The organism is Rossellomorea oryzaecorticis (assembly GCF_045897515.1).
GTDB lineage: Bacteria > Bacillota > Bacilli > Bacillales > Bacillaceae_B > Rossellomorea > Rossellomorea enclensis.
Genome location: NZ_JBJOSA010000005.1, coordinates 64,442 through 88,708, shown reverse-complemented (window position 1 = coordinate 88,708; position 24,267 = coordinate 64,442). Strand labels below are relative to the sequence as shown.

The following is a 24,267-nucleotide window of genomic DNA, read 5'->3' as shown; positions in this document are numbered from 1 at the left end:
TAGAGAAGGAAGATTGTATGATAGTAAAAACAGAAGAAGATTTGCAAGCATTAAAAGAAATCGGCCGAATCGTGGCAATGATACGGGAAGAACTAAAATCTCAAACAAAACCAGGTGTCACTACCAAAGAGCTTGATGAAATCGCAGGAAAGATGTTCACAGAGTATGGAGCGATTTCCGGGCCAAAAGGGGAATATGATTTTCCCGGCTATACATGTATCAGTGTAAATGAAGAAGTGGCGCATGGAATTCCCGGTGACAAAGTGATTCAAGAAGGCGATCTTGTTAATATCGATGTATCCGGTTCGAAGAATGGTTATTATGCAGATACCGGGATTTCATTTCTCGTCGGGGAAGGCGACCCGAAATTGGCAGCTTTATGTGAAGCGGCGGTTAAGTCTTTTGAAGCCGGCCTTCATAAAGCAAAAGCGGGGTCAAAACAGAATGGCATTGGCAAAGCAGTCCAAAATGAGGCAAAACGAAATGGCTTTACGGTCATCAAAAATCTGACTGGACATGGCGTTGGTAAATCACTGCACGAGAAGCCGGATCATATCCTGAATTACTTCGATCCATGGGATAATGGGCTTTTAAAAGATGGGATGGTTATCGCATTTGAGCCATTTATATCAATGAAAGCACAGAATGTAATAGAAAAAGGCGACGGCTGGACATATATCACGCCTGATAAGAGCCTCGTGGCCCAAATCGAACATACCATCATCATTACTAAAAATGAACCGATCATCATAACTCAGTAAATAAAGAAGGGACGTACCTAAAACACAGGCACGTCCCTTTTTTGAATTACACGATTTTCGTTTTGCCGCATTCCTGGCATTTCCGATAAAATTTGCCGTCCAGAACGGTTGATTTAAATACGTTATTGCCGCATTCACAACGTCCTGCATGTTCGTCCGGTTCATCTCTATAGAGTACGATATTTTCTTCTTTATTTTCCACAGGTTTTACCTCCAAAGCTTTACAGGATTCTCAACAAGTATAAATTGAAAAAAATAACTTGTTAAGTGTTTTCTCAATCTTCATTATTAATTTCCGGAAGAAGACAATTATCCATTATCAACCATGCAAACCATAAATAACTATTATTTTTGGTTTTTTATTCCTTTGGAAGATAATTTATACAAGAAAACACTTAATATTACAGGTTTGAAATACTTCTGACGCATCTTTATAATTTCCTTGTTATTGTATTGAGATTTTACTATGTTAGTATTTTCCCTGTTAGCAAAAATAAATAGTGCTAGCTACATAAGGAGGAATTTTTCTATGAAACTAAAAAAATCGATTATTTCTGTAGCTGCTTTCACTACACTTGCAGTTTCAGGTGGTGCGAGTGCTTCAGCACAAGAAATCGAAGTCAAAAAAGGCGATACGCTGTGGGGATTGGCGAAGGAATATGGAACAACTGTTGATCAACTAAAAACTTGGAACAATTTAGGGTCGGATCTTATTTTTCCCGATCAAGAACTAAAAGTATCATCAAAAGAATATTATACAGTAAAAAAAGGTGATTCGCTGTGGGCCATTGCATCTAATTACGGGGTTTCAGTTGACAGCCTGCAAGGTTGGAATGCTTTAGAGAGCGACCTTATCGTGCCAGGTCAGGAATTGTTAATCAACTTGGATGATAAAACACCTTCAACTCCTGTAAATACTTCTGAGCAAGAAGAGGCTGCACCGGCACCTCAACCGGAAGAAAAACCAGAAGTAGCTCCAGAAGTTGAAGAAGCTTCAGCTGAACCGCAACAGGAGCAGGAAGCCGTTGCAAATGAACTATCTGTGGAGGCTACAGCTTATACTGCTGACTGTGAAGGATGCTCTGGTATCACTGCAACGGGTGTAAACCTGAAAGAAAACCCAGATGCAAAAGTCATCGCTGTTGATCCCGACGTGATTCCACTCGGATCTAAAGTATATGTAGAAGGTTATGGATATGCAACTGCTGAAGATACTGGAGGAGCAATTAAAGGCAATCGAATCGATGTATTCATCCCATCTCAAGACCAAGCGACTGATTGGGGAAGAAAAACGGTAAACGTTAAAGTACTTGAAACTAAATAATTCATATAGATCAACCCATTGGGATTTGAGCCCAATGGGTTTTTTGTGCAATTTCTTTCTCATTCTATCCAAGTGTTACAAAAGTAGGAACTACTGGAAGTTCAATGATTGAAAAACTCTCAATATTGCCAACTGTTACAGATGTGTCATCTAATTGTTATTTGATTATAAATAAATTGATATATGACTGAAGCATGTCTATGTTACCATTTCTTTTGTTGGTTTACTTATGAACCACAAAAGGAGGAATTTGACAATATGAAAAAAGTATTATTTTCCATTATTTCCTTCTCATTCATTCTTTCAATCGGTTTGAATTCTGCATCTGCAGAAGAAGACGATAACACTGAAAAAGCACTTAATGAGTATCATAATATAGAAAAAGGCGATATCCTGTGGGAAATTGCCAATCGTTATCATATTTCCATTGAAGAAGCAGTCACCCGCCAGGAGTTGCTTGAAAAAGGGATTACTGTGAATGAAGAAGAAGCTAAGAATGATGCTGTAAAAGCTGTAACTGAAGAAAAGAACAGCACGAATGAAAATAAATCAGGGGTCATTAAAGAGGTCGATGTTACAGCGACAGCCTATACTGCTCACTGTGAAGGCTGCATCGGAATCACCAAAACAGGTGTGAATCTTCTTGAGAATCCTGAAGCCAGGGTTATTGCTGTCGATCCTAATGTCATTCCGCTAGGCTCAAAAGTATATATCGAAGGATATGGATATGCCCGTGCAGAAGACACAGGCGGAGCGATTAAAGGGAACCGCATTGATATCTATATGGAACATGAAGATGATGCCCTTCAATATGGTGTTCGCGACGTAAAAGTAAAAATAATTGAAGAATAGGTAAAAGCGACGGTCTTTCAAAATGAAAGGTCGTCTTTTTTTTACCTTATCAGTCACCTGTCCAATCATAATCATTGAAAATTATTGGAATGAAAACGTTCTATTCGCAAATAATAGGTGAATCAAAGGTTATTGCTTGCATTCTTATGTTTATTTTTGATAGGGTAACAAATGTTGGTTTCGAAAGCGGAAAAGAGGGAATAAGGAAATGGGCCTATTTCTGTTTTTACTCTCCGCACACTTATTTAAAATACTTAAAACAATCAAAGAAAGGAGATTTTTATGAAAAGAATTTCAAATGTTTTTTGGATCACAGTTGTACTCGTTGCTGCAGCTGTAGCATATGGAGTGATCGCTCCAAAGTCTTTTGAGGACGTAACATCAAATATGCAGGAATTCATTACCTCTACATTTGGATGGTATTATCTAATATTAGTAACTGTCATCGTCATTTTTTGTGTATTCCTTATTTTCAGCCCTATGGGAACGATCCGCCTTGGTAAGCCCGATGAAAAGCCTGAATACACAAAAGGTACATGGTTTGCCATGTTATTCAGTGCTGGTATGGGAATTGGACTTGTATTCTGGGGGGCTGCCGAACCGCTTTCCCACTTTATGGCTCCGCCTCTTGCTGAAGGAGGAACCAATCAGGCAAATAAAGAAGCGCTTCGTTATACCTTTTTCCACTGGGGCATACATGCGTGGGGGATATATGCGATAGTTGCTTTGGCACTAGCATACTATAAGTTCCGTAAAGATGAGCCTGGGTTGATCTCAGCTACCCTGAGACCTATCTTTGGTAACAAGGTAGACGGGATCCTCGGTACGATTATCGATGTACTTGCAGTATTCGCAACAGTGGTCGGTGTTGCCACTACCCTTGGATTCGGAGCGGCCCAGATAAATGGAGGGTTGTCATACTTATTCGACATACCGAATAACTTTACCGTTCAGTTCATCATCATTGCGATCGTTACTGTATTGTTCATGATTTCTGCGTGGTCTGGATTGAGTAAGGGAATCAAATATTTATCCAATACAAATATGGTTTTGGCAATTGGATTATTCATCCTTGTCTTTTTCATCGGTCCGACATTATTAATCCTGAATATGTTTACGGACACCATCGGGGCATATATTCAGAATATCGCTGCTATGAGTTTCAGGATTGCTCCATTGAATGAAGAGCACCGTTCATGGATCAACGGCTGGACAATCTTCTATTGGGCATGGTGGATCTCATGGTCTCCATTTGTCGGTATCTTTATTGCACGTGTTTCAAGGGGAAGAACGATTCGGGAATTCCTTATCGGAGTATTGCTTCTGCCGGCACTTGTCAGCTTCCTGTGGTTCGCTGCTTTCGGTACGTCAGCGATCGAGGTACAGCGGGCAGGAACAGATTTGACTCAATTTGCTACAGAAGAAGTCCTCTTCGCTGTCTTTAACAGTTTTGAATGGTCTACCATCTTGTCGGTTGTAGCCATTACACTGATCGGTACATTCTTCATTACATCTGCCGATTCAGCAACATTCGTACTTGGAATGCAGACGACATATGGTTCATTGACACCGCCTAACTATGTAAAATTAACTTGGGGAATTGCACAATCTACAGTGGCATTGATCCTTTTATATAGTGGTGGATTACAGGCCCTCCAAAATGCTCTGATTGTAGCGGCCCTGCCGTTCTCAATTATCATGGCACTGATGATGGTATCACTGTACAAGTCATTGAATCATGAGAAAAAGGAACTTGGCCTTTACATTAAACCTAAACCAAGGAAGAAAACAGAAGCCCACGAAAAAGTATAAGCTAAAAAAGCGTCCAGACCGGGTCTGGGCGCTTTTTAATATCTGGTCGTTTTAATCAATTTTTCCGCTTCATCGAAGAGAGAAAGCTTATCATACCGCAAATTGGAATTAAAAACATTTCAAAACTCAACCGTAATGATTAACCTACAATTTGTCCTATACATACAGTAATATCGTAGTTAGATAACTGGAGGTGACTGATTATGTATGGATACGGATACGGCGGATACGGATGCGGATACGGCGGATACGGCGGAGCAGGATACGCGGGAGGCTTCGCACTAATCGTTGTTCTATTCATCTTGTTAATTATCGTTGGAGCAGCGTTTTGTTACTAATACCAATCAAATTGGATGATCCGAAGAGTTCAGAAATGACTCAATCGGGTCATTTTTTTATTTTTATGGTAAAAGGATATATTCTCTGATTGTATTAGAAAGATTCCCGTATTAAAATACATAATGGAATCACTTAGAGAGGAGGCGTACCAGCGTGACGAAAAAATATAAAAAGAAAAAGACTCATCATAAAAAGAAACGAGCCTCCCCCGTCAAAATACTAATGATTCCTTTCTTCATTTTGATGTTATATTTTTACCTTAATAACATAGCTCAACCAGACAAGCTTTCATTACTCGGAAAAGAAGAGGTGCCTTCTGAGTATTTGCCGATTTATAAAGCCGCTGAAAAAGAATATGGCGTCCCTTGGAATTTACTGGCTGCCCACCATCGTGTTGAAACTAAATTCTCCACAATGAATTCCCTTGTTTCACCTGTCGGCGCTGAAGGTCATATGCAGTTCATGCCATGCACTTTTGTCGGCTGGTCACATCCATCTTGCAGCGGTTTGGGAAAAGGAGATATCCCTGAGAAACAGAAAACCGATCCTGCCATCATTGAAAAATATGGAGGATATGGTGTAGATGCCAACGGTGACGGTGTTGCTGATCCATTTCAAATTGAAGATGCAGTATTCAGTGCCGCAAATTATCTTGCCCGAAACGGGGCGGCTGAAGGTGAAATCGAACAAGCAGTCTTTGCCTATAATCACAGTGATGAGTATGTGGAAGATGTTCTGTATTATGCTGAAAAATATATCGAGGAACCGAAGGGTAACTGACATCACCATCATACAAAAGTCCCTTTTTAGTCATAATCTTTTCAAAAAACACCCTCCTTACATGGGTGTTTTTTGATATAGTAAGTAGATAAGTTTTTTCCTTTAAAGGATATATTATACAGACAAAAGAGGGGTTTCCGTGCTATTAAAAAAGAGAAAGAGTGTTAAGGCAATTAGACTGCAAGAATCAGCTTGGAATAGTGATGTATCGATCAATGTTTCAAAGGAAATGGAAAAGCAGCTCGAAATGATTCAGCTGACCGGGGAGGACTTGACTGTTCTGAAAGCCTGCCATGACGTTGTAGAGGAAAATATAAGGGAAGTTGTAGACGGCTTTTATTTTCCAATTGAACAAAATCCCACCCTTACATCTATCGTGAATAAGTACAGTTCAATAGATCGATTAAAAGGTACACTCGCAATTCATATCACAGAGATGATGAATGGAAAAATCGATCAATCATTCATTGACAAAAGAAGAAAAATAGCAAAGATGCATATTCACATCGGGTTACCGACCAAGTGGTATATAGCTTCCTTTCAGAACCTGCAGATGACACTTTTTCAAGTACTGTTTCGTGCTTATTCAGATGTAGAGGATTACCATAAAGTGATCAAGTCAGTAACTAAGATCTTAAATCTTGAACAACAGCTGGTATTGGAGGCGTATGAATCCCAAAACGAACAAATGAGGGAAGATGCACGCCTGCTTAAGGAAAATGTCACCACTAGTGTACAGGAGGCTACGAATGGACTTGCAGCAATCTCGGAAGAATCAATGGCCTCACTTGAAACCATAACTGCGCGCATGGATCAGGTTAGTACGTTAAGTTCAGAAGGAACCGCAGCTATCGAAAAGATCGGGGAATTCTCAGTTGAAGGAAAAGAGAAAATGGGCCTTCAGAGAGACCATATGAGAAAGATCCTTTCTGATTTGGGAGAAATGTTGAAGGAAATCCATCAGCTTCAGCAAATATCCAACCAAATTTTTGACATCGTATCCATTGTACAGACCATTGCTGAACAAACAAATCTTTTATCCCTTAACGCCAGTATAGAGGCTGCCCGTGCAGGGGAACACGGAAAAGGTTTTGCTGTCGTGGCAGAAGAGGTGCGTAAATTGTCTGATCAGACGAAAAGTTCGGTAACGAATGTTTCAGGTCTGATATCTGGGACAAAGGAGCAGGTAGACAAGATCTCAAGATATATTACATCCGTGGAAGGTCTTGCAAAAACCGGTATGGTTTCTACTAATGAGGCTCATGTATTTTTTGAAGGGATAGTAGATTCGATCGACCAAAGTAAAGTTAAAAGCGAAAAGGTTGAAGGAGAAATGAAAGAAATCTCCTGTGCTGTCGAAGAAATCTCACAGGCGATCTCCCAATTGGCCCAGTCTGCTGACAAACTAAGCAATTTGACAACGGAATTATAACGATACTCATAAGGAAATCGGAGGAAGAGCCGGTTTCCTTTTTTTATACGCCTTTTAACTTCACACCTTTAAGTGAAATTGTTATGATTAAACTTTGTGTGAATTTTTGTAACTGCAGGTGGTAGAACAATGAACATTACATCTTTAATAGAAGAGTGGAGGACCGCTCTTGAAATAGAAATAGCGCATTTAAGAAAACGTGATACTTCCGGGGTATTTATAGAAGAAGGAAAATGCCTCAGAAAGGGTGATGCAGCTTTCATCTACTGGTTTACCCTTGTGTATCCTGTGTCCATTCCAGAAGGAGGGACGGTTACGTTTGAAACCCGGGGAAAAAAACTATCCGGAACAGTGATCAGCTCGGAAGAAAGGGAGTGTGTGATTGAGTTTGAACAGTTTATCGGAGACCCCATTACATCGGGGACACTCTTTCACGATCAAGGAGAACTGCTTGAAAAGCTGATTGAAAGGCTTGAAGAAGCAAAAGAAAGACATGAAAAAGCACTAAGAATCAGGGATATAATGCTCCCGCCCAAAAGCACTTCACATAACAAAACACCAATCAAAAGCACCCTGCATGAAGCATACTTAAGGAGCAAATACAATCCGGTTACTTATCTGTGGGGGCCTCCAGGAACAGGTAAAACCTACACACTTGCCCGTGTTGCTTCTTATCATTATTCGGAGGGCAGGCGCATTTTACTATTATCACACAGCAATGCAGCTGTTGATGTATTAATAGAAGAAATGTATCATTTCCTGTCAGCTCACGACCGCTGGAAATCTGGAGAAGTCATCCGATACGGCATCAACAGGAAATCATATCAGGAGGACATAACTGATCTGAATGTGATACAGCTGTTGGAAAAGCAGTACCCAAAGCTTGCAGAAGAAAAGGGGAAAGTTGAAACGTATAGAAGGAGATTGAGAAAGAAGTTGTCATTAAAATTCTCAAGCTACGATTCAGAACGATTATCCCAATTAGAAGTACACTACCAAAAACTGAAGGAACAACTGAAAAGAAAGGAAGGAACGCTTCTTGATGATGCAATGGTGATTGGTACAACCCTGAGTAAAGCGGCCATCGACCCGCTCATTAATGGTGAGGAATTCGACCTCGTCATTGTGGATGAATCAAGTATGGCCTATGTGCCGCAAGTGGCATTTGCATCGACGATTGCAAAACATATCATCATATGCGGTGATTTCAAACAGCTGCCTCCCATAGCAGGAAGCTTTCATCCGTTAGCTGAAAAGTGGTTGAAGAATGATATTTTTCACCTCTCGAAAGTAGCGGACTCGGTTGAAAAAGGAAACGTAAATCCTCAATTACTGCTGCTTCCTGAACAAAGGCGCATGCATCCAAGCATATCTGCATTTACCAACCGCCACATTTATCACTCCCGGGTTGGCGATCATCCAGATGCTGCACAGATGAGAGACGGCATCCTGAGAAGTGAACCTTTCTCCGGGGAAGGTAGTATTTTATTTTCTTTACAGGAAGGATCTGAATGGGGAGAAACCGACCGGGGATCAAGATGGAACATCTTTTCAAGTTTCATCACTTTGATTCTCGTCATCAGGGCGCTGAATGACCCAGGCATTTCAATAGGGATCGTCACCCCCTATCGCGCGCAGGCAAGATGGTATAATCTGCTGATTCAAGAACTGATTGAACCCTTCTTCCCGAAAATGAAAACCAATCTTTATGCTGCTACAGTTCACGGTTTTCAAGGATCGGAAAATGATATGATCGTCTTCGATGCTGTAGATGGGACTGCGCATGAAAAGGTTGGTACACTCTTTACTAAGAAAGGAAGCGACAGGCTTATCAATGTGGCCGTTACACGTGCCAGAGGGAAGTTCATCCTGGTTGCTAATGATACTTTTTTCAGAGAAAAAACAAATGTCAGACAGCCCATCCATCAATTAATTGACTTCCTTGTCACGAAAGGTACTGTTAAAAGAGGCATTGAAGTAGTTGACTCCAACAAAAGTCCATTAAAGAAATTCACATGGTATCCTATAACTGATACTAGAAGGATTCATAATGATCTCTTGGCATGCAAAAAGGAGATCATCATCAATGTGAATCAATTTAGCGACATACCAATCAAAATGTTAAATATTCTATCGGATGACAGAATTAAGGCAACGATAAAAATACTATGTAAACATGATGATCTAGGTAATCATGGTTTCACAGTAGAAGAGCCTGCGTCCATTATCCCGTTTATCAGTCTCGATAAGAAAGTCATTTGGTTTAATTGCTTTCCGACTGCAGGACGGAAAAGGCACCCTTTACAGATAAGGATATTTTCAAAATTGGTTCATCAGAATTTTTTCAAGCTAATAAATAAAAACGCCCGGGAAGTCTAATTCCAGGCGTTTTTATTTGGCTTATTCAATTCTTCGTCTTCAGGGTTCGGATAGTACCTATTTGGTAACATAAAGGCGTTTATCTGCCTTCTCTGTGACTTCACCGATAATCCACGCATGGAGTGAACGCCTTTTCATATCCTCCTGATACCTCTTAGCCTGTTCTTTCGGCATGCTGATCAATAATCCGCCTGACGTTATTGAGTCACAGAGAATTAATTGATCTTCCAAGGTCAGAACAGGGTCGAAAAGCACATCATCTTTCAACCATTGATGGTTGGCTTTCGATCCGCCAGGTATAATGCCTTGCAAAGCCAGTTCTTTCGTACCCGGCAGCTGCGGAATGGAATCATAGTTAATATGCAAAGTTACATCACTTCCGCCTGCCATTTCGAAGGCATGTCCCATTAGCCCGAATCCGGTTACATCTGTCACGGCATTCGCAGGATAATCCGTTAGCACTTCAGAGGCTTCCTTATTTAACGTCCGCATTGCCTCCACCACTTCATTTTCCTGTACCTTGGTGACAGCCTGCCGTTTAATTCCTGTCGTCAAGATCCCGACTCCGATAGGCTTGGTCAATACAATGGCATCACCGGGCACTGCACCAATATTGGTCCAGTACTTCCTTGGATGAACGACACCAGTGACACTCAGTCCGAATTTCGGTTCCTGGTCATCAATTGAGTGGCCGCCAACTGTAACTGCTCCTGCTTCCGCTACTTTACTCTGGGCACCCGTAAGGATACTGGCAAGCACATCGCCACCCAGCTTTTTAATGGGAAATCCAACAATATTCATAACGGTCTTAGGCGTTCCGCCCATTGCATACACATCGCTCAATGCATTTGCTGCAGCAATTTGACCGAATAGATATGGGTCATCGACAACAGGAGTAAAGTAATCAACAGTTTGAACAAGAGCGATTTCATCCGTTAATTGATAAATACCGGCGTCATCGGCGGATTCATTTCCGACCAGTAATTCTTCATGTTTTGTTTGAGGGGGCAGCTGACGCAAAACTTGCGTCAAGTCACTTGGACTTAATTTGCATCCTCAGCCGGCTTTTGAAGAAAGTGAAGTCAGACGGATGATTTCTTCTTTACTCATAGCATTCACTCCTTTATGTATAGATACCCATATTGTACAGGAAAGATAATGGTATTAGCAAAATATAAACAGGCCTCACATTGTGATTTGCAACAATGAGAGGCCTACTTTAAAATGAAAGAAAATAGAAAAGAAAGGTGGTTTTCTTTATGGATAACCTGAAAATCAGGATTGAGTTCTGCCTGAGGTGAAACTACTCACCAAAAGCCGCGAGTTTCGCGGAACAGTTGTTTACCCATTTCAGATATGATATTCCAGAATTATTGCTAATCCCATCTTCTGGCGGAGCCTTTGAAATCACAGTAGGCGAAAACAAGATCTATTCCAAACTTGATACTGGTGTCTTTCCTGACGTAAATGACATCATTTCTAAAATTGAAGAGATGCGATAAACCTGAAAAGCCTGGCTGCTCCAGGCTTTTTCTTAATACATGGAAGGGCTGTCTTCATTGCAGATTCCCTGAACACGGATGACCAATGAGGTGTTCTCTTTACATTCCTGCTTAGGTACATTGATTTCAATTGTGTGGTGCTCCAAAGAATAGGTTAAATCCCGCTGCTTTAGACAAAAAGGAAATTCAACAAATCTGCTTCTCGCTTTTAATTCATTTTTCAATCTGATTGATATAATGAGCCGGTGATCTCTTTTCATCAAGATCAATTCATCCGGACAAATATTTTCTGTTTCCACTTCCACGATGAACGCATCTGTCGTGTCCAGGAAGTCAATTCGGAATTCTTTTTCATCTAGCCGAACTGTATCGGGATCCAACAGCCAATCTTTCATTCGCTCTTCCCAGTTCTCTAAATAAAAATCTTCCCTTTCCTTACTCATTTACATCTGACCCCTAACTTTCTCTTTTACACATTCTATTCTTTCTGCATTAATTGGTGAGGGTGTTATAATGGGGGAAAAGCAGTAAAGGAAGGTAATCATGAAAGAACTGCTGAGGAAGATACCCCCGATCCATGAAGTCCTTGAAACTGGCGGATTCAATCGATTTATCGAAATCAATGACCTTTCCTTCAATCAAGGAAAAGAACTGGTGAAAGAAAGCGTAACATCAATCAGGAAGTACATTCTTGAAGGAACTTGGGAGGGACCGCCTCCAGACACCCAAGGTTTTCTTGACGCAGTATTTATGCATGCGGAAAAAATAAAAAAGCAAAAATATTCAATATCTTTACATAGAGTCATCAACGCAAGCGGGACCGTCTTACATACGAATCTTGGCAGGGCCAGGATTGGGGCTGAAACGATTGAACATATAAGCAGTGTTGCAGGTTCATATAATAACCTTGAGTATGATATTGATGAGGGAAAAAGAGGAACGCGCCACACACATGCTGAAAAATTCATTTGTGAATTGACTGGGGCAGAGGCTGCTATGATCGTCAATAATAATGCGGCAGCTGTATTCCTCATACTGTCTGCTCTGGCGAAAAATAAAGAAGTGATTGTGTCCAGGGGAGAACTCGTTGAAATTGGCGGGTCATTCAGAATTTCTTCGATCATGGAAGAAAGCGGGGCAAAGCTTGTAGAAGTGGGCACGACCAATAAAACTCACTTGAAGGATTATCAAGGACATATTGTAGAAGATACTGCGATGATCATGAAAGTGCACCAGAGCAACTTTGTCATGAAAGGTTTCACATCCGCTGTTGAATCGGAAGAGCTTGCAGGGCTGTCAAAAGAGTATGATCATGTCCTGTATTATGAAGATTTAGGCAGCGGGGCACTTTTTGATTTTTCCCAATATGGCATTGGAGAAGAACCACTCATAAGCGATGTGATCGAGAAAGGGGCCGACCTCGTTTCCTTCAGCGGGGATAAACTGCTGGGCGGTCCCCAAGCGGGGATCATAGCAGGCAAGAAAGAAGCTGTTGATCTGCTAAAAAAACATCAGCTTGCACGTGTACTGCGTGTTGACAAAATGACCATTGCAGCACTGGAAATGACCCTTCTTCACTATTTAAATAAAGAGGAAGATAAGATTCCTGCCGTATTCAGCATCACCCGGCCGAAAGAAGATATCCATCAGCAATCGATAAAACTGGTTGATCAGCTTAAACACCAGAACGTTTCATTCATTCTTGAATTGAGTGAAGGCATAAGCAAGGTAGGAGGCGGGACCATGCCGGAAGTTGAACTCGATACATATCTTGTTTCTGTTCAACATAATCGTGTTCCTGCCAATGAAATTCATAAAAGATTAAGAAAGCAAGATCCAGGAGTCATTACCAGGATACACCAAGATCGCATCTTTATCGATCTCAGGACCGTTACACCTGAGGAGCATGACGAAATCCTGGAAGCTCTCGTGGAACTAAATGGTCAAATTGAAAATGACTTACCTTTCAGCTAAAAAAAAAGACACTTTCCAATAATGAAAGTGCCCTTTTTTACTTTATTGCTCTCCGTTTACTTCACTTACAATCGATCCGAGATCGGATTTGAATTTTTGAAGCTGCTCTTTTTGTGTGTCAGAAGCAACTTCGAGTGCATTTTCGATTTGCTGATACGCTTCGTTCACTTCATTTCGAAGATGTGAAAGCTGGGAACCATAGCTTCCACCGTCCAGAACCAGTTCATTCACGGTATTCTGTACGTCAGTGAACCCCTGCTGGGCAGCTTGAAACGCTTGTTGTTTATCTTTATGATAAGGCATTTTCATTCTCTCCTTCAAATGTAAAATAGCCTTTATATTATAGGCATATCAATGCCTTTTTATACATATGCATAAACCGGCGGACGTGTATCCATCCTAATTAAGAGGAGGGATGGACATGAACAAAAATGACAGCAAAGACATGAGAAAAAATGCACCTAAACAATCCGGCCAGCCAGAACCGTTGAGCGGATCCCATAAAGTAAAAAACCAAAACCATACGCGCCAAAAGCATAATAGCAACCACGATATGTAAGCAGTAAAAAACTCTGCAAGGAATTTGCAGAGTTTTTTGTTTATTTATGTTAAGAACGGGTAATAAGGGAGGGAGTCCGGATGGAGTTCCCTGCGCCTGAATACATAGATTCAGTCCCGGAATTTATTGATTTGTTTTTCGCTTTTTATTGTTCTGCCGCTGCGCTTCCGTCAATGGCTCGTTAGAGTACTCTTCGTTGTAACCTGCACCTTTACCCTGTGCTTTAGCCGCGTTCATTCCATTAATAATGTGGTTTGCTTTGCGTTTGGCCAATCTAAACACCTCCTACAGTTAGGGTGCCACTAGAAAAGGGCAGCTATTAGAGGAAAACCCTAACATGTCCCAATGTTTTTTTGAAATAATTATTTTCTGCAGCCGACATCTTTTGACAATGACAATAAAGCTGTTACATCAGTCATTTGTTAGAAAATGAAAGGTGTTTAGTTTTTCAGATAAGTAAAACTTATCAAAAACAATAACTTTATTGTTATTTACTTATGTAATCGCTTGTATTAAGATTATTAATGTGAGAAAAGTTCGTTAGTTAAGAACGAAGACTTTTCGACTTAATGCGCATTTGTAGTTAGAGGGGGAATTAAAATGGCAAAGAACGATGTATTTAATGCACGATCTTCCTTCGAACTTGAAGGGAAACGTTATCATTATTATCGTTTAAAAGCACTTGAAGAAGCAGGCGTTTCAAACATTAACCGTTTACCATACAGTGTAAAGGTATTACTTGAATCGGTACTGCGCCAATTTGATGGACGTGTAATTAATAAAGATCATGTGGAAAACTTAGCGAACTGGGGAGCAGCAAGCAAGGATGCGGAGGTTCCATTCAAACCTTCCCGTGTTATCCTTCAAGACTTTACAGGAGTTCCTGCTGTCGTTGACTTGGCTTCATTGCGTAAAGCAATGGCTGACATCGGGGGAGATCCTCAGAAAATCAACCCTGAAATTCCGGTTGACCTTGTAATCGACCACTCTGTACAAGTTGATAAATACGGTACAGCAGACGCTTTGAAAGCAAACATGGATCTTGAATTCGAACGTAATGCCGAGCGTTACCAGTTCCTGAGCTGGGCTCAAAAAGCATTTGAAAATTATCGTGCCGTTCCACCGGCTACAGGTATCGTTCACCAGGTGAACTTAGAATTTCTTGCAAACGTAGTCCACGCTGTGGAAACAACAGAAGGCGACTTTGAAGCTTTCCCGGATACACTTGTCGGAACTGACTCCCATACAACCATGATCAACGGTATCGGTGTTCTTGGATGGGGTGTAGGCGGAATCGAAGCAGAAGCAGGCATGCTTGGACAGCCTTCATACTTCCCGATCCCTGAAGTAATCGGTGTTAAGTTCACCGGTGAGCTTCCAAACGGAGCAACGGCTACTGACTTGGCACTTAAAGTGACTCAAGTCCTACGCCAAAAAGGTGTTGTAGGTAAGTTTGTTGAATACTTCGGTCCTGGGGTTGCCACTCTGCCACTGGCAGACCGTGCAACCATTGCCAACATGGCTCCTGAATATGGTGCAACTTGCGGATTCTTCCCGGTTGATGCAGAATCCCTCGATTACCTGCGCCTGACAGGCCGTGATGAAGAGCATATCAAAATGGTAGAAGAGTACCTTAAGAAAAACGAAATGTTCTTCACACCTGAAAAAGAAGAACCAACATACACTGACGTAGTCGAAATCGATCTTTCTGCTGTGGAAGCAAACTTGTCCGGACCAAAACGTCCACAGGATTTAATTCCACTTTCAGAAATGAAAGAAACTTTCCACAAATCAATCACAGCTAAAGAAGGCGTTCAAGGCTTTGGTCTGGATGCATCTGAAATCAACAAAACAGCTAAATACACAACGGAAGACGGTAAGGATGTAACGATGCCTACAGGAGCGATTGGAATTGCTGCAATCACTTCTTGTACCAATACATCAAATCCTTATGTCATGCTTGGAGCAGGTCTTGTAGCAAAGAAGGCTGTGGAACTTGGAATGAATGTTCCTGACTTTGTAAAGACATCATTGGCTCCTGGTTCAAAGGTTGTTACAGGTTATCTAAGGGATTCCGGATTGTTATCTTATATGGAACAAATCGGATTCAACCTTGTAGGTTACGGCTGTACGACATGTATCGGTAACTCCGGACCGCTGCGTCCTGAAATTGAAAAGGCAGTTTCTGATGCAGATCTTCTATTAACATCTGTGCTTTCAGGTAACCGTAACTTCGAAGGACGTATCCATCCATTAGTGAAAGCAAACTACCTTGCTTCACCGCCGCTTGTGGTTGCTTATGCGCTCGCAGGCACAGTCGATATCGACCTTCAAAATGATCCAATCGGTAAAGATAAAGACGGCAATGATGTTTTCTTCAAGGATATCTGGCCATCTCAGGATGAAGTGAAGGATGTCGTGAAAGCTACAGTGACACCTGAACTATTCCGCAGGGAATATGAGCATGTGTTCACTGAAAACGAACGCTGGAATGAAATCAAAACAAGCAATGAACCATTGTACAGCTTTGATGATAAATCTACGTACATCCAAAATCCTTCATTCTTCACAGGTCTTGCACCAACACCTGAAGACATCCAGGGCTTGAACGGTCTACGTGTTGTAGGAAAATTCGGTGACTCAGTAACAACTGACCACATTTCTCCTGCAGGTGCGATCGGTAAAGATACACCAGCCGGTAAATACCTTCGCGCGAATGGTGTTGAACCACGCGACTTCAACTCATACGGTTCCCGCCGCGGTAACCACGAAGTCATGATGCGCGGAACGTTTGCGAACATCCGTATCCGAAATCAAATCGCTCCTGGTACAGAAGGCGGATTCACTACGTACTGGCCAGAAGATGAAGTAATGCCGATTTATGATGCATGCATGAAGTATCAAGAAGACGGAACTGGACTGGTTGTCCTTGCAGGTAAAGATTACGGTATGGGATCTTCACGTGACTGGGCAGCAAAAGGTACGAACCTTCTTGGAATCAAGACTGTCATCGCTGAAAGCTATGAGCGTATTCACCGTTCGAACCTTGTGATGATGGGGGTCCTTCCACTTCAGTTCAAGAAAGGCGAAAGCGCTGAAACTCTAGGCCTGACTGGAAGAGAAACCATTTCTGTTAACATTACGAATGATGTTAAACCACGCGACATCTTAACTGTCACTGCTGTGGCCGAAGATGGAACGAAGACAGAATTCGAAGTTCTTGCACGCTTCGACTCAGAAGTAGAGGTTGACTACTACCGTCACGGTGGTATCCTTCAAATGGTTCTGCGCGGCAAGTTCCAATCATAAGAAACAGATAGATGAGGCTGGGACGAAAGATGTTTTAGCCCAAATAAAACCCGAACTGATTTGCTGAGATTTGGTAAATTAGTTCGGGTTTTTAGATTATACATATAGATATAAACTCATTCCAGCGGTTGATTGGAGTGAAAGCGAAGTCTTGCACGGAAATCAATAGCGTTGTTTGAAGCTCATTCTAAAATGTTCGTCTTAAGTTATTGGCTTTATAGTTTGAATAACCGAGTTCTAATCTAAAACCATTTAACACAAAGTTTCCTTCATAATTTACCCACTATTCACGACTAAACTGAGACAAGCCATCATATGCTAATATAAGCAACTAATCGGAAGAGGAGAGACGGACTTTTGAAATCTTTTTTTGGAGTATTGCTTATCGCATTATTGGTCTACACTTTTTATGTTGAAAATAAGTCCAGCCCTAATGATATTTCCGAAGACCAGTTTGAACAGGCATCTGTCAATCAATCCTTCGACCAGCTGATTGATGTTGAAGAAAGTGAAGCAGCTGACAGCTCAGAACCAGCTGAACATTTTCCGGGACCTAATGCAGGGGATAAAGCCATTGACTTCAAACTAAAAAACTTATCGGGTGAAGAAGTGACACTGTCACAATTCAAAGGTAAAAAAGTGATCATCAACTTCTGGGCAACCTGGTGTCCCCCTTGTAAAGAAGAAATGCCGGTCATGGAGGACTTCTACCAGAAGAATCGTGATGAAATCGAGATCCTCGCCATCAATATTGATCCTCAGTATAACGTTAAGGAATATCAAAAATCATTGGGACTTTCCTTTCCTATCCTTCTTGATGAAGATGATAAGATCAATAAGGCCTATGATATTCTAACGGTTCCGACAACTTACGTAATCAATGAACAGGGTAATATCACCCATAAGCAAATCGGTGCAATCACAAGCCTGGAAGCCTTCAAGGCACTAATAAAATAAGGGAAGGGCTCTCTTTATGACCTTTGTTTAAAATATCTGAAATTTGGATATACTATTTGTACAAGTCGATAAAGAGAGTGAGGTTTTCCTTTATATGCGCAGACCAAGAAAGAAATCTTTTGCCGACCTGGTAAAAGAGAACAAAAAACAGCTGCTTCTAGATCAGGAAGCCATGAATGCAATTGAAGAAAGAATTGACGCACGATTTGAAATCAAGCGACCCCTGAATAAAGCCGAGTAATCATTTACGAGGCTTTATTTTTTATTTATACGGATAATAATATACTCCTGCCAATTATTACGCCTAACATTCCTCTCTAAAATGGAAATGATACTAGTAAGGGGGGAAGTACAATGAGCAATCCTAAAAGAAACAACAAGCATTTCAATCCAAATCATATCGGAACCCAATCGAGAGAAGCTGGTGGAAATAAAGGAAAGCAGATGCAAGATAAATCCGGAAAGCATGCACAGGTAATCCAGACAAAAGGTGAATAACATCACTTAGTTTGAAGAAAAATAATGAAGGGACCGACCCAGTTTGTGGTTTGTCTTCAAACAACTAAGGGGGAATTCAAGATGGCATGGAACAGTAAACCGAATCCGGATGATCGCAGTGACAACGTCGAGAAGCTTCAGGGAATGGTTCAGCATACGATTGAAAACATGGAAAAAGCAGAAGAATCCATGGCTTTCACTGACAGTGAAGAACAGCTTCAGTCTATCAAGGCCAAGAATGAACGCCGCCGCGAAAGTCTTGAGGCATTCCGAAGCGAAATCAAAGATGAAGCCGGTCAAAATAATAACCAGTAAATAATTCCCTGGTACAACGCGCGAATATGTTCCTATAAAAGGGCATATTCGCGTTTTTTCCATGCGGGTCAGCAGCAAGCGTATTTATACAATGACGGGCGCTACTGTGTTACTATTAGTAACATGATTGAAATAATTACAGAGGTGAGCACAGAGTGCATATTTCAGAAAACACAGTTCAAGTAAGGTATGCTGAAACTGATCAAATGGGTGTCGTTTACCATGCGAACTATCTCATCTGGATGGAACTAGGGAGAACCAAACTTATTGAAGATCTCGGATTTAATTATGCAGAGGTAGAAAAAGACGGGATCCTGTCTCCTGTCGTGGATCTTACTATAAGTTATAAGACACCGGTGAGATATGGTGAGAAAGCGCTTGTGAAAACATGGGTTGAAGAATATGACGGAATCAGAATTACATATGCATACGAAATCTATAATGAGGAAAATAAGCTGGCAGTCAGCGGGCAGTCAAAACATGTTTGCGTCAAGAAGGAAAGTTTCAGACCAATATCAATCCGCAGAATGTTTCCGGATTGGCATGAAGCTTATGAAAAGGCAAAAAAGCAGGCTGATCAGCAATAGAAGAAGAGAGGAAGTCAAATGGCGTTTGGGGTAAACAGGAGAGAACTGGACAACTGGAAAGAACAGGTCAGAAAGGGTGAAGTGGCATTCATCACACATTTCTGGGTGGACGAACGTTTCCCTGCAGTCAAATCCATTACGAAAGCAGGATGTGCGGATCTTGAGAAACTCTCTGAATGGGGTAAAAAGTATGGATTGAAAAAAGAATGGATCCATATACGGGGAGACGGCTTTCCACATTTTGATCTTATGGGCGATACTCAGCTCCATATCTTGAAAGAGGAAGGCCTGCATGATCAAATTAAACGTTTCATTGAAAAAAAAGAGGACGGATCCATTGATCAGTCCTCAGCACCAGTTTATTTTTTATATTCATAAAGTGGTTCTTCGAGTTCTTTATTGAAACCAACATGTAGATCGTGTCCATCAAAGTACCACAGATCCCTTTCTTCCACAAAAAACATGCGGTCTTCAACCTCGATGAGTTCACCAGCTTCTATAGGTTCTTCCTTCATGACGCCTAATGAGAAACTGTCATGCAAAGGGCTGGAACCTCCATAGCGTACATAAAAACGGACATATTCGCCTTCATTTACGAGCATTTCGTCCTTGAACCATTGGAGGGCATCTTGTGATATATGTATGTTCATAAGCAAAGGACTCCTTTCGCTACAATGATTTTCCAACGCGGCTCTCCTGGACAAACCGGAGACCGTCTTAATATTATGTACATAACAACACAGTAACATCAACTATTTCGCACAGAAGGAGTGAGGTTATTGAAAACTCAGGCACTTTTATATTATATCGGGGCCCTGATATTCGGGGGGCTTGGTGTATTGACCTTCTTACAGCTGGAAAAAGCGAGCTATAAGATAGAAGCAGGCACATTTATTATCATATCTGCGCTTCTTTATTATGGTATGGTCACACTTTATTATCGAAGCAGGAAAAACACATTCCTGACCGTTAATCTAGTCTTGGCCATCCTTGCATTAGGTGGAATCTTCTTCAATCATGTACTATTTGGAACACATTAAACGGATGGAGAAAAGAAGTTGGAACAAAACTAAAATCCAATGTCAAAAGACGAACATTTTAGAGTGAATTTTAAACAACGCTAATGATTTCCGTGCAAGACTACGCTTCCCGCAGGAGTCTTCTTCTTGCACTCCAATCAACCGCTGAATGAGCAAACCCCTTAAAAGTACAATGAACAATTGAAAACCCGAACTAATTTGCCTCATGTCAGGCAAATTAGTTCGGGTTTTACTTAGTAAAAAAACTTTTGACCCCGCTTAGTATAAACGGGGCATTTATACAGCTCTGCACAGATGCGATGATATTCAAATGATAATTCATCGCATTTCTTATTGCGCAACTCCATTCATCATATGAGATACCATCTCTTCTTCTGAGTATGTGATGAATCCATTTTTTTGAGCAAAATCAAGCGGATAAATACGATAATTATTATAATTGTTCTCAGCTACAAACGTAGGATGGAACTCGATTGATGGATAAGTAATAACTGTACCCGCTGGACTCTGTTGTTTTTCCACCTGTATCTCTGCCATGCCGCCGATGTCCTTGAAATCATCTTTTTGACCTGACAGGAAATTCCCGAGGGAGTAGATGACAACAGCGTCACGACCATCACTGGTCTTATATGTCTGAATAGGCTGCAGTACGTGTGGGTGATGACCGAAAATAATATCTGCACCGTTATCAGTCAAAACCTTTGCAAGTCTTTGTTGCTCGTCAGTAGGAAAACGTTGGTATTCATTTCCCCAGTGAAGGCTCATTACAACAAGATCCACGTCCATTTCCCTGGCTTTCTTGATTTCGGCAACCATTTTCTGTTCATCCAGAAGATTGACCAGGTAATCCTTTCCTTCGGGTACCGGGATTCCGTTCGTGCCATACGTATAGGAAAGCAGGGCAAACTTGATGCCATTCACATTGAATGTACGGATTCTTTTTTTATCTTCCGGGCTTTTAAAAGCTCCCACATACGGCATTGAAATCTTTTCGTAGTAATCGATTGCACTCAGAAGTCCTTTTTCCCCTTGATCCAGCGAGTGGTTATTTGCTGTGGTGACTGCGTCCACACCTGTATCCTGAAGCGATTTAACAATCTCTTTGGGGCTGTTGAATAGAGGGTAGCTTGATAGGCCGATCTCACTTCCGCCCGGCGTGGATTCCTGATTGGCTATCAGGAAGTCGGGTTCTGCCAGCATCTCCTTAACGGGTGCAAACATCGGGGAAAAGTTATATCCGGACCCTGATTTTGCATCATTATATACTGTATTGTGGAGAAGGATGTCACCGATGGCAGCTATGCTGGCGGTGGATTTCATGGTCTTTCCTTCTGCCTGCACTTCCCGCGTCGCATGAAGAAGGGAAGTCTTGGCGGACTGCTTATCCGAATTCCAGCTTTTATATTGGTCAGTAATCAAGTATCCTATCACCATTACCAATGGAATCACGAGAAATAAACCCATATAGTACATCTTTTTGTTCATGTTCTAACCCCTTTGTCCTTTTTCACATACACAACATTATTTTACAGGAAAAATATGAAAAGCGGAATCACTATTTATACCATTATTGCCTGATCAATAGCGGAGTAACCGTATTCTATTTATGTGCTTCGCCTGATGGCCATGCACGTCAAAACGATGATGAGAAGGTAAATAAAAAAGCGGCTGAAAGCCATTCATATTTTGAATGATTTTCAGCCGCTTGTTCCTTTTAAAGCCATTTGATTTTAGGTTCGGTTTTATTTTTGATGCGTACAATATTTGCCCGATGCCTGTAGATGACAAAGAAGGCAAGCACACCTACAACAATCATCAAGGGTATATCCCCGGTAAATAACGTATAAGTAAAAGCAATGATGGCAGCAATCATCGAAGATAAGGAAACGTATTTAGATACATATAATCCGAGAAAGAAGACAGCCAGTAAAATGAAGAACAACAGGGGATCGTACCCCAAAAGGACGCCTCCGGACGTAGCGACGGCTTTTCCGCCCCGAAAGTTTGCGAAAAGCGGGTACATATGTCCGATTACCGCAAATATACCGGCCACCAGCATGAACATCTTTGGTTCAACACTGAAAAACAGCGGCAATAATGCTGCGACTGTCCCTTTCAGGATGTCCATGATGGTGACGATAAGCCCTGCTTTCACACCAAGTGTTCTGAAAGTGTTCGTACCGCCGAGATTTCCACTTCCATGTTCCCGTATATCTATTCCGTAGAACCTCTTTCCGATGATCAACCCTGAGGGGATGGAACCAAGCAGATAAGCTATAACAAGGATAAGGGCATAAAACATGATCACTGCTCCTTTTTTATGTATTGCGTTCTTTATTTTACCATGAAAACGGGAGAAAATCAGGCTTTTTTTTAGTACCTGTTCATAAAACTAGATAATATCATTAAATCAGGTTGAATTTCCGGGAATTCCCTCTTGCGTGTGGTAAAATGAATACGCCATATGATAAAAGTTGGCGATTGAGCGAAACATTCAGTTGATGATGCATCAAGCTGACACTAGATGAACAGAAGGTGAATATTCAATGCATTTATTTTTATCAGCATTGCAATGGGTGGCTTTTATGATTGCAGGGTCAATTGCCGCTCCCATTGCAATAGCGGATTTATTTCAACTGCCGCCGGCGGAGACAGCCGGCTTCATACAGCGCACTATTTTTGTGCTGGGTGCAGCAAGCCTCATCCAGGCTTTGATCGGGCATAAACTGCCAATCAATGAAGGGCCTGCTGGATTGTGGTGGGGTGTGTTTGCTATTTATGCAGGGTTCTCAGGGACCCTTTACAACAGCCAGCTGGAAGTACTGACTGTCCTGCAGGGCGGGATGATCGTCAGTGGAATCATTTTCTTCATTCTGAGTGCGTCCGGCCTGCTAAAAAAACTGACCACACTATTTACTCCGACCATCACATTCGTCTATTTGATGCTGCTGATTTTACAGCTGAGCGGGTCGTTTGTGAAAGGGATGTTCGGAATCAGCGGGGAAACGGAAACACTGCAGCCGGTCGTGCTGCTTGGAAGTGTGCTGACAATCCTGATTGCACTTTATTTTTCAAGCCATAAGATTAATTGGATTCAACAGTATTCCATCATCCTCGCCCTTATTGCGGGCTGGATCATTTTTGCTGCGATGGGGCTTGGCGGTCATGTAACGGTTTCGGATTCTTCTTGGTTCTCCCTGCCTCAGATTTTCGCTTTTGGGGCACCAGCTTTTGATACTGGTGTTATTGTCACGGCTGTTTTCATCACCTTCCTGCTTACGACAAATATGATTGCCTCTATCAGGGTCATGGAGGAAGTGATGAGATCAAAAGACGAACCTGTATATGAACGCTATACTGCAAGCGGGTTTGCATCCGGTATCAATCAGATTCTGGGGGGGTTATTTTCTGCAATCGGTTCTGTTCCGATATCCGGATCGGCAGGCTTTGTGACTGCCACCAAAATGTACCGCATATTACCGTTCATAGCGGGAAGTGCCCTGATCGTCATCATCTCTCTCGTTCCAAAAGTGATGAATGTGTTTGCGAGTCTGCCTGCTCCCGTAGGATATGCTGTCACGACTGTCATCTTTATCAAGATGGTGGGGCTTGCGCTCGGTGAATATCAAAAAGAAACAAATATGGAGCGTACGCATTTTGTTGCAGGTATTTCCCTGATTGTGGGTGTCGGAGCGATGTTCGTGCCCGCCGATGCTTTCACGGATGTACCAGTCGCAGCAGCTTCACTGCTCAATAACGGATTGATTCTTGGTACCGTAACTGGAATCATAGTAGAGCAGACGGTTAAGGCAAAATCTGATAAATCCATGAAAAGCGAGTAAACTAT

General features: G+C 41.6%; 26 protein-coding genes and 2 pseudogenes. 20 read left to right on the top strand and 8 right to left on the bottom strand.

Annotated elements, in window-relative coordinates; translation table 11 throughout:
- The first annotated feature begins 17 nt into the window (after nucleotides 1-17).
- Nucleotides 18-761 carry a type I methionyl aminopeptidase gene (map, locus tag ACKA06_RS07910; RefSeq protein ID WP_032088526.1) on the top strand — a complete coding sequence of 248 codons (744 nt, stop codon included), beginning with the start codon at nucleotides 18-20 and terminating at the stop codon, nucleotides 759-761.
- A gap of 46 nt (nucleotides 762-807) precedes the next feature.
- Here the strand turns inward: map and ACKA06_RS07905 are convergent, their stop codons facing one another.
- Complete coding sequence (locus tag ACKA06_RS07905; RefSeq protein WP_098151210.1) at nucleotides 808-963, bottom strand: hypothetical protein; 156 nt, start codon at nucleotides 961-963, stop codon at nucleotides 808-810.
- Nucleotides 964-1,290: 327 nt separating this feature from the next.
- Between ACKA06_RS07905 and ACKA06_RS07900 the strand changes: the two genes are divergently transcribed.
- The 7 genes and pseudogenes from ACKA06_RS07900 (at nucleotide 1,291) to ACKA06_RS07870 (ending at nucleotide 9,679) form a co-directional block, all read left to right on the top strand.
- Nucleotides 1,291-2,085: a 3D domain-containing protein gene (locus ACKA06_RS07900; protein ID WP_032088525.1), complete on the top strand. Its 795-nt coding sequence runs from the start codon at nucleotides 1,291-1,293 to the stop codon at nucleotides 2,083-2,085.
- A gap of 258 nt (nucleotides 2,086-2,343) precedes the next feature.
- Nucleotides 2,344-2,937, top strand: coding sequence for a 3D domain-containing protein (locus ACKA06_RS07895; RefSeq protein ID WP_411159394.1), 594 nt, complete (start codon nucleotides 2,344-2,346; stop codon nucleotides 2,935-2,937).
- Nucleotides 2,938-3,219: 282 nt separating this feature from the next.
- Nucleotides 3,220-4,749, top strand: coding sequence for a glycine betaine uptake BCCT transporter (locus tag ACKA06_RS07890; RefSeq protein WP_032088523.1), 1,530 nt, complete (start codon nucleotides 3,220-3,222; stop codon nucleotides 4,747-4,749).
- Between the two features lie 260 nt (nucleotides 4,750-5,009).
- Nucleotides 5,010-5,087 (top strand): annotated as a pseudogene (locus ACKA06_RS07885) (YjcZ family sporulation protein); the annotation flags it as partial.
- Between the two features lie 154 nt (nucleotides 5,088-5,241).
- Nucleotides 5,242-5,868: a lytic transglycosylase domain-containing protein gene (locus ACKA06_RS07880; RefSeq protein ID WP_411159393.1), complete on the top strand. Its 627-nt coding sequence runs from the start codon at nucleotides 5,242-5,244 to the stop codon at nucleotides 5,866-5,868.
- A gap of 139 nt (nucleotides 5,869-6,007) precedes the next feature.
- Nucleotides 6,008-7,300, top strand: a complete 1,293-nt coding sequence (locus ACKA06_RS07875) for a protoglobin domain-containing protein (RefSeq protein WP_411159392.1) — start codon at nucleotides 6,008-6,010, stop codon at nucleotides 7,298-7,300.
- A 129-nt stretch (nucleotides 7,301-7,429) separates the two neighbouring features.
- Complete coding sequence (locus tag ACKA06_RS07870) at nucleotides 7,430-9,679, top strand: AAA domain-containing protein (protein WP_411159391.1); 2,250 nt, start codon at nucleotides 7,430-7,432, stop codon at nucleotides 9,677-9,679.
- 57 nt (nucleotides 9,680-9,736) lie between these two features.
- Here ACKA06_RS07870 and selD read toward each other — a convergent pair whose 3' ends face one another.
- Nucleotides 9,737-10,789 (bottom strand): selenide, water dikinase SelD, encoded by a 1,053-nt coding sequence (selD, locus tag ACKA06_RS07865; protein ID WP_214871490.1) that lies wholly within the window; start codon nucleotides 10,787-10,789, stop codon nucleotides 9,737-9,739.
- 203 nt (nucleotides 10,790-10,992) lie between these two features.
- Between selD and ACKA06_RS07860 the strand changes: the two are divergent.
- Nucleotides 10,993-11,181, top strand: a pseudogene (locus ACKA06_RS07860) (Rdx family protein); the annotation flags it as partial.
- A 32-nt stretch (nucleotides 11,182-11,213) separates the two neighbouring features.
- On the opposite strand, the gene ACKA06_RS07855 reads toward ACKA06_RS07860, so the two are convergent.
- Entirely contained in the window at nucleotides 11,214-11,624 is a 411-nt protein-coding gene (locus ACKA06_RS07855; RefSeq protein WP_032088520.1) for a hypothetical protein, read from the bottom strand.
- Between the two features lie 100 nt (nucleotides 11,625-11,724).
- On the opposite strand from ACKA06_RS07855, the gene selA reads away from it, so the two are divergent.
- A complete protein-coding gene (gene selA / locus ACKA06_RS07850; protein ID WP_411159390.1) occupies nucleotides 11,725-13,155 on the top strand; it encodes an L-seryl-tRNA(Sec) selenium transferase in 1,431 nt (476 codons plus the stop codon).
- Nucleotides 13,156-13,197: 42 nt separating this feature from the next.
- On the opposite strand, the gene ACKA06_RS07845 is transcribed toward selA, so the two are convergent.
- Entirely contained in the window at nucleotides 13,198-13,458 is a 261-nt protein-coding gene (locus ACKA06_RS07845; protein WP_198257609.1) for a hypothetical protein, read from the bottom strand.
- A gap of 118 nt (nucleotides 13,459-13,576) precedes the next feature.
- Between ACKA06_RS07845 and ACKA06_RS07840 the strand changes: the two genes are divergently transcribed.
- On the top strand, nucleotides 13,577-13,714 hold the full coding sequence (locus ACKA06_RS07840) for a small acid-soluble spore protein P (RefSeq protein ID WP_032088517.1): 138 nt from the start codon (nucleotides 13,577-13,579) through the stop codon (nucleotides 13,712-13,714).
- 123 nt (nucleotides 13,715-13,837) lie between these two features.
- Here the strand turns inward: ACKA06_RS07840 and sspO are convergent, their stop codons facing one another.
- Nucleotides 13,838-13,987, bottom strand: coding sequence for a small acid-soluble spore protein O (gene sspO / locus ACKA06_RS07835; RefSeq protein WP_214871491.1), 150 nt, complete (start codon nucleotides 13,985-13,987; stop codon nucleotides 13,838-13,840).
- Nucleotides 13,988-14,314: 327 nt separating this feature from the next.
- Here sspO and acnA point away from each other — a divergent pair, with 327 nt between their 5' ends.
- The 7 genes from acnA (at nucleotide 14,315) to ACKA06_RS07800 (ending at nucleotide 19,758) form a co-directional block, all read left to right on the top strand.
- Entirely contained in the window at nucleotides 14,315-17,023 is a 2,709-nt protein-coding gene (gene acnA, locus ACKA06_RS07830) for an aconitate hydratase AcnA (protein ID WP_197670929.1), read from the top strand.
- A gap of 357 nt (nucleotides 17,024-17,380) precedes the next feature.
- Complete coding sequence (locus ACKA06_RS07825; RefSeq protein WP_318293516.1) at nucleotides 17,381-17,980, top strand: peroxiredoxin family protein; 600 nt, start codon at nucleotides 17,381-17,383, stop codon at nucleotides 17,978-17,980.
- Between the two features lie 94 nt (nucleotides 17,981-18,074).
- Nucleotides 18,075-18,221 carry an FbpB family small basic protein gene (locus tag ACKA06_RS07820; protein WP_071617582.1) on the top strand — a complete coding sequence of 49 codons (147 nt, stop codon included), beginning with the start codon at nucleotides 18,075-18,077 and terminating at the stop codon, nucleotides 18,219-18,221.
- A gap of 113 nt (nucleotides 18,222-18,334) precedes the next feature.
- Entirely contained in the window at nucleotides 18,335-18,478 is a 144-nt protein-coding gene (locus ACKA06_RS07815; RefSeq protein WP_032088514.1) for an acid-soluble spore protein N, read from the top strand.
- An 81-nt stretch (nucleotides 18,479-18,559) separates the two neighbouring features.
- The gene (tlp, locus tag ACKA06_RS07810) at nucleotides 18,560-18,793 is read left to right on the top strand and encodes a small acid-soluble spore protein Tlp (protein WP_032088513.1); all 234 of its coding nucleotides are present in this window, start codon (nucleotides 18,560-18,562) and stop codon (nucleotides 18,791-18,793) included.
- Between the two features lie 155 nt (nucleotides 18,794-18,948).
- Nucleotides 18,949-19,380 carry an acyl-CoA thioesterase gene (locus ACKA06_RS07805; RefSeq protein ID WP_032088512.1) on the top strand — a complete coding sequence of 144 codons (432 nt, stop codon included), beginning with the start codon at nucleotides 18,949-18,951 and terminating at the stop codon, nucleotides 19,378-19,380.
- Between the two features lie 18 nt (nucleotides 19,381-19,398).
- The gene (locus ACKA06_RS07800) at nucleotides 19,399-19,758 is read left to right on the top strand and encodes a hypothetical protein (protein WP_411159389.1); all 360 of its coding nucleotides are present in this window, start codon (nucleotides 19,399-19,401) and stop codon (nucleotides 19,756-19,758) included.
- On the opposite strand, the gene ACKA06_RS07795 is transcribed toward ACKA06_RS07800, so the two are convergent.
- Nucleotides 19,740-20,030 (bottom strand): HesB/YadR/YfhF family protein, encoded by a 291-nt coding sequence (locus ACKA06_RS07795; RefSeq protein WP_032088510.1) that lies wholly within the window; start codon nucleotides 20,028-20,030, stop codon nucleotides 19,740-19,742. The genes ACKA06_RS07800 and ACKA06_RS07795 overlap by 19 nt on opposite strands.
- 129 nt (nucleotides 20,031-20,159) lie before the next feature.
- On the opposite strand from ACKA06_RS07795, the gene ACKA06_RS07790 reads away from it, so the two are divergent.
- Nucleotides 20,160-20,420: a hypothetical protein gene (locus ACKA06_RS07790; protein ID WP_064565588.1), complete on the top strand. Its 261-nt coding sequence runs from the start codon at nucleotides 20,160-20,162 to the stop codon at nucleotides 20,418-20,420.
- A 330-nt stretch (nucleotides 20,421-20,750) separates the two neighbouring features.
- On the opposite strand, the gene ACKA06_RS07785 is transcribed toward ACKA06_RS07790, so the two are convergent.
- On the bottom strand, nucleotides 20,751-21,905 hold the full coding sequence (locus ACKA06_RS07785; protein ID WP_198257606.1) for a CapA family protein: 1,155 nt from the start codon (nucleotides 21,903-21,905) through the stop codon (nucleotides 20,751-20,753).
- 229 nt (nucleotides 21,906-22,134) lie between these two features.
- Entirely contained in the window at nucleotides 22,135-22,722 is a 588-nt protein-coding gene (gene plsY / locus ACKA06_RS07780; protein ID WP_411159388.1) for a glycerol-3-phosphate 1-O-acyltransferase PlsY, read from the bottom strand.
- Between the two features lie 244 nt (nucleotides 22,723-22,966).
- Here plsY and ACKA06_RS07775 point away from each other — a divergent pair, with 244 nt between their 5' ends.
- On the top strand, nucleotides 22,967-24,262 hold the full coding sequence (locus ACKA06_RS07775) for a purine/pyrimidine permease (protein ID WP_411159387.1): 1,296 nt from the start codon (nucleotides 22,967-22,969) through the stop codon (nucleotides 24,260-24,262).
- The last annotated feature ends 5 nt before the right edge of the window (nucleotides 24,263-24,267 follow it).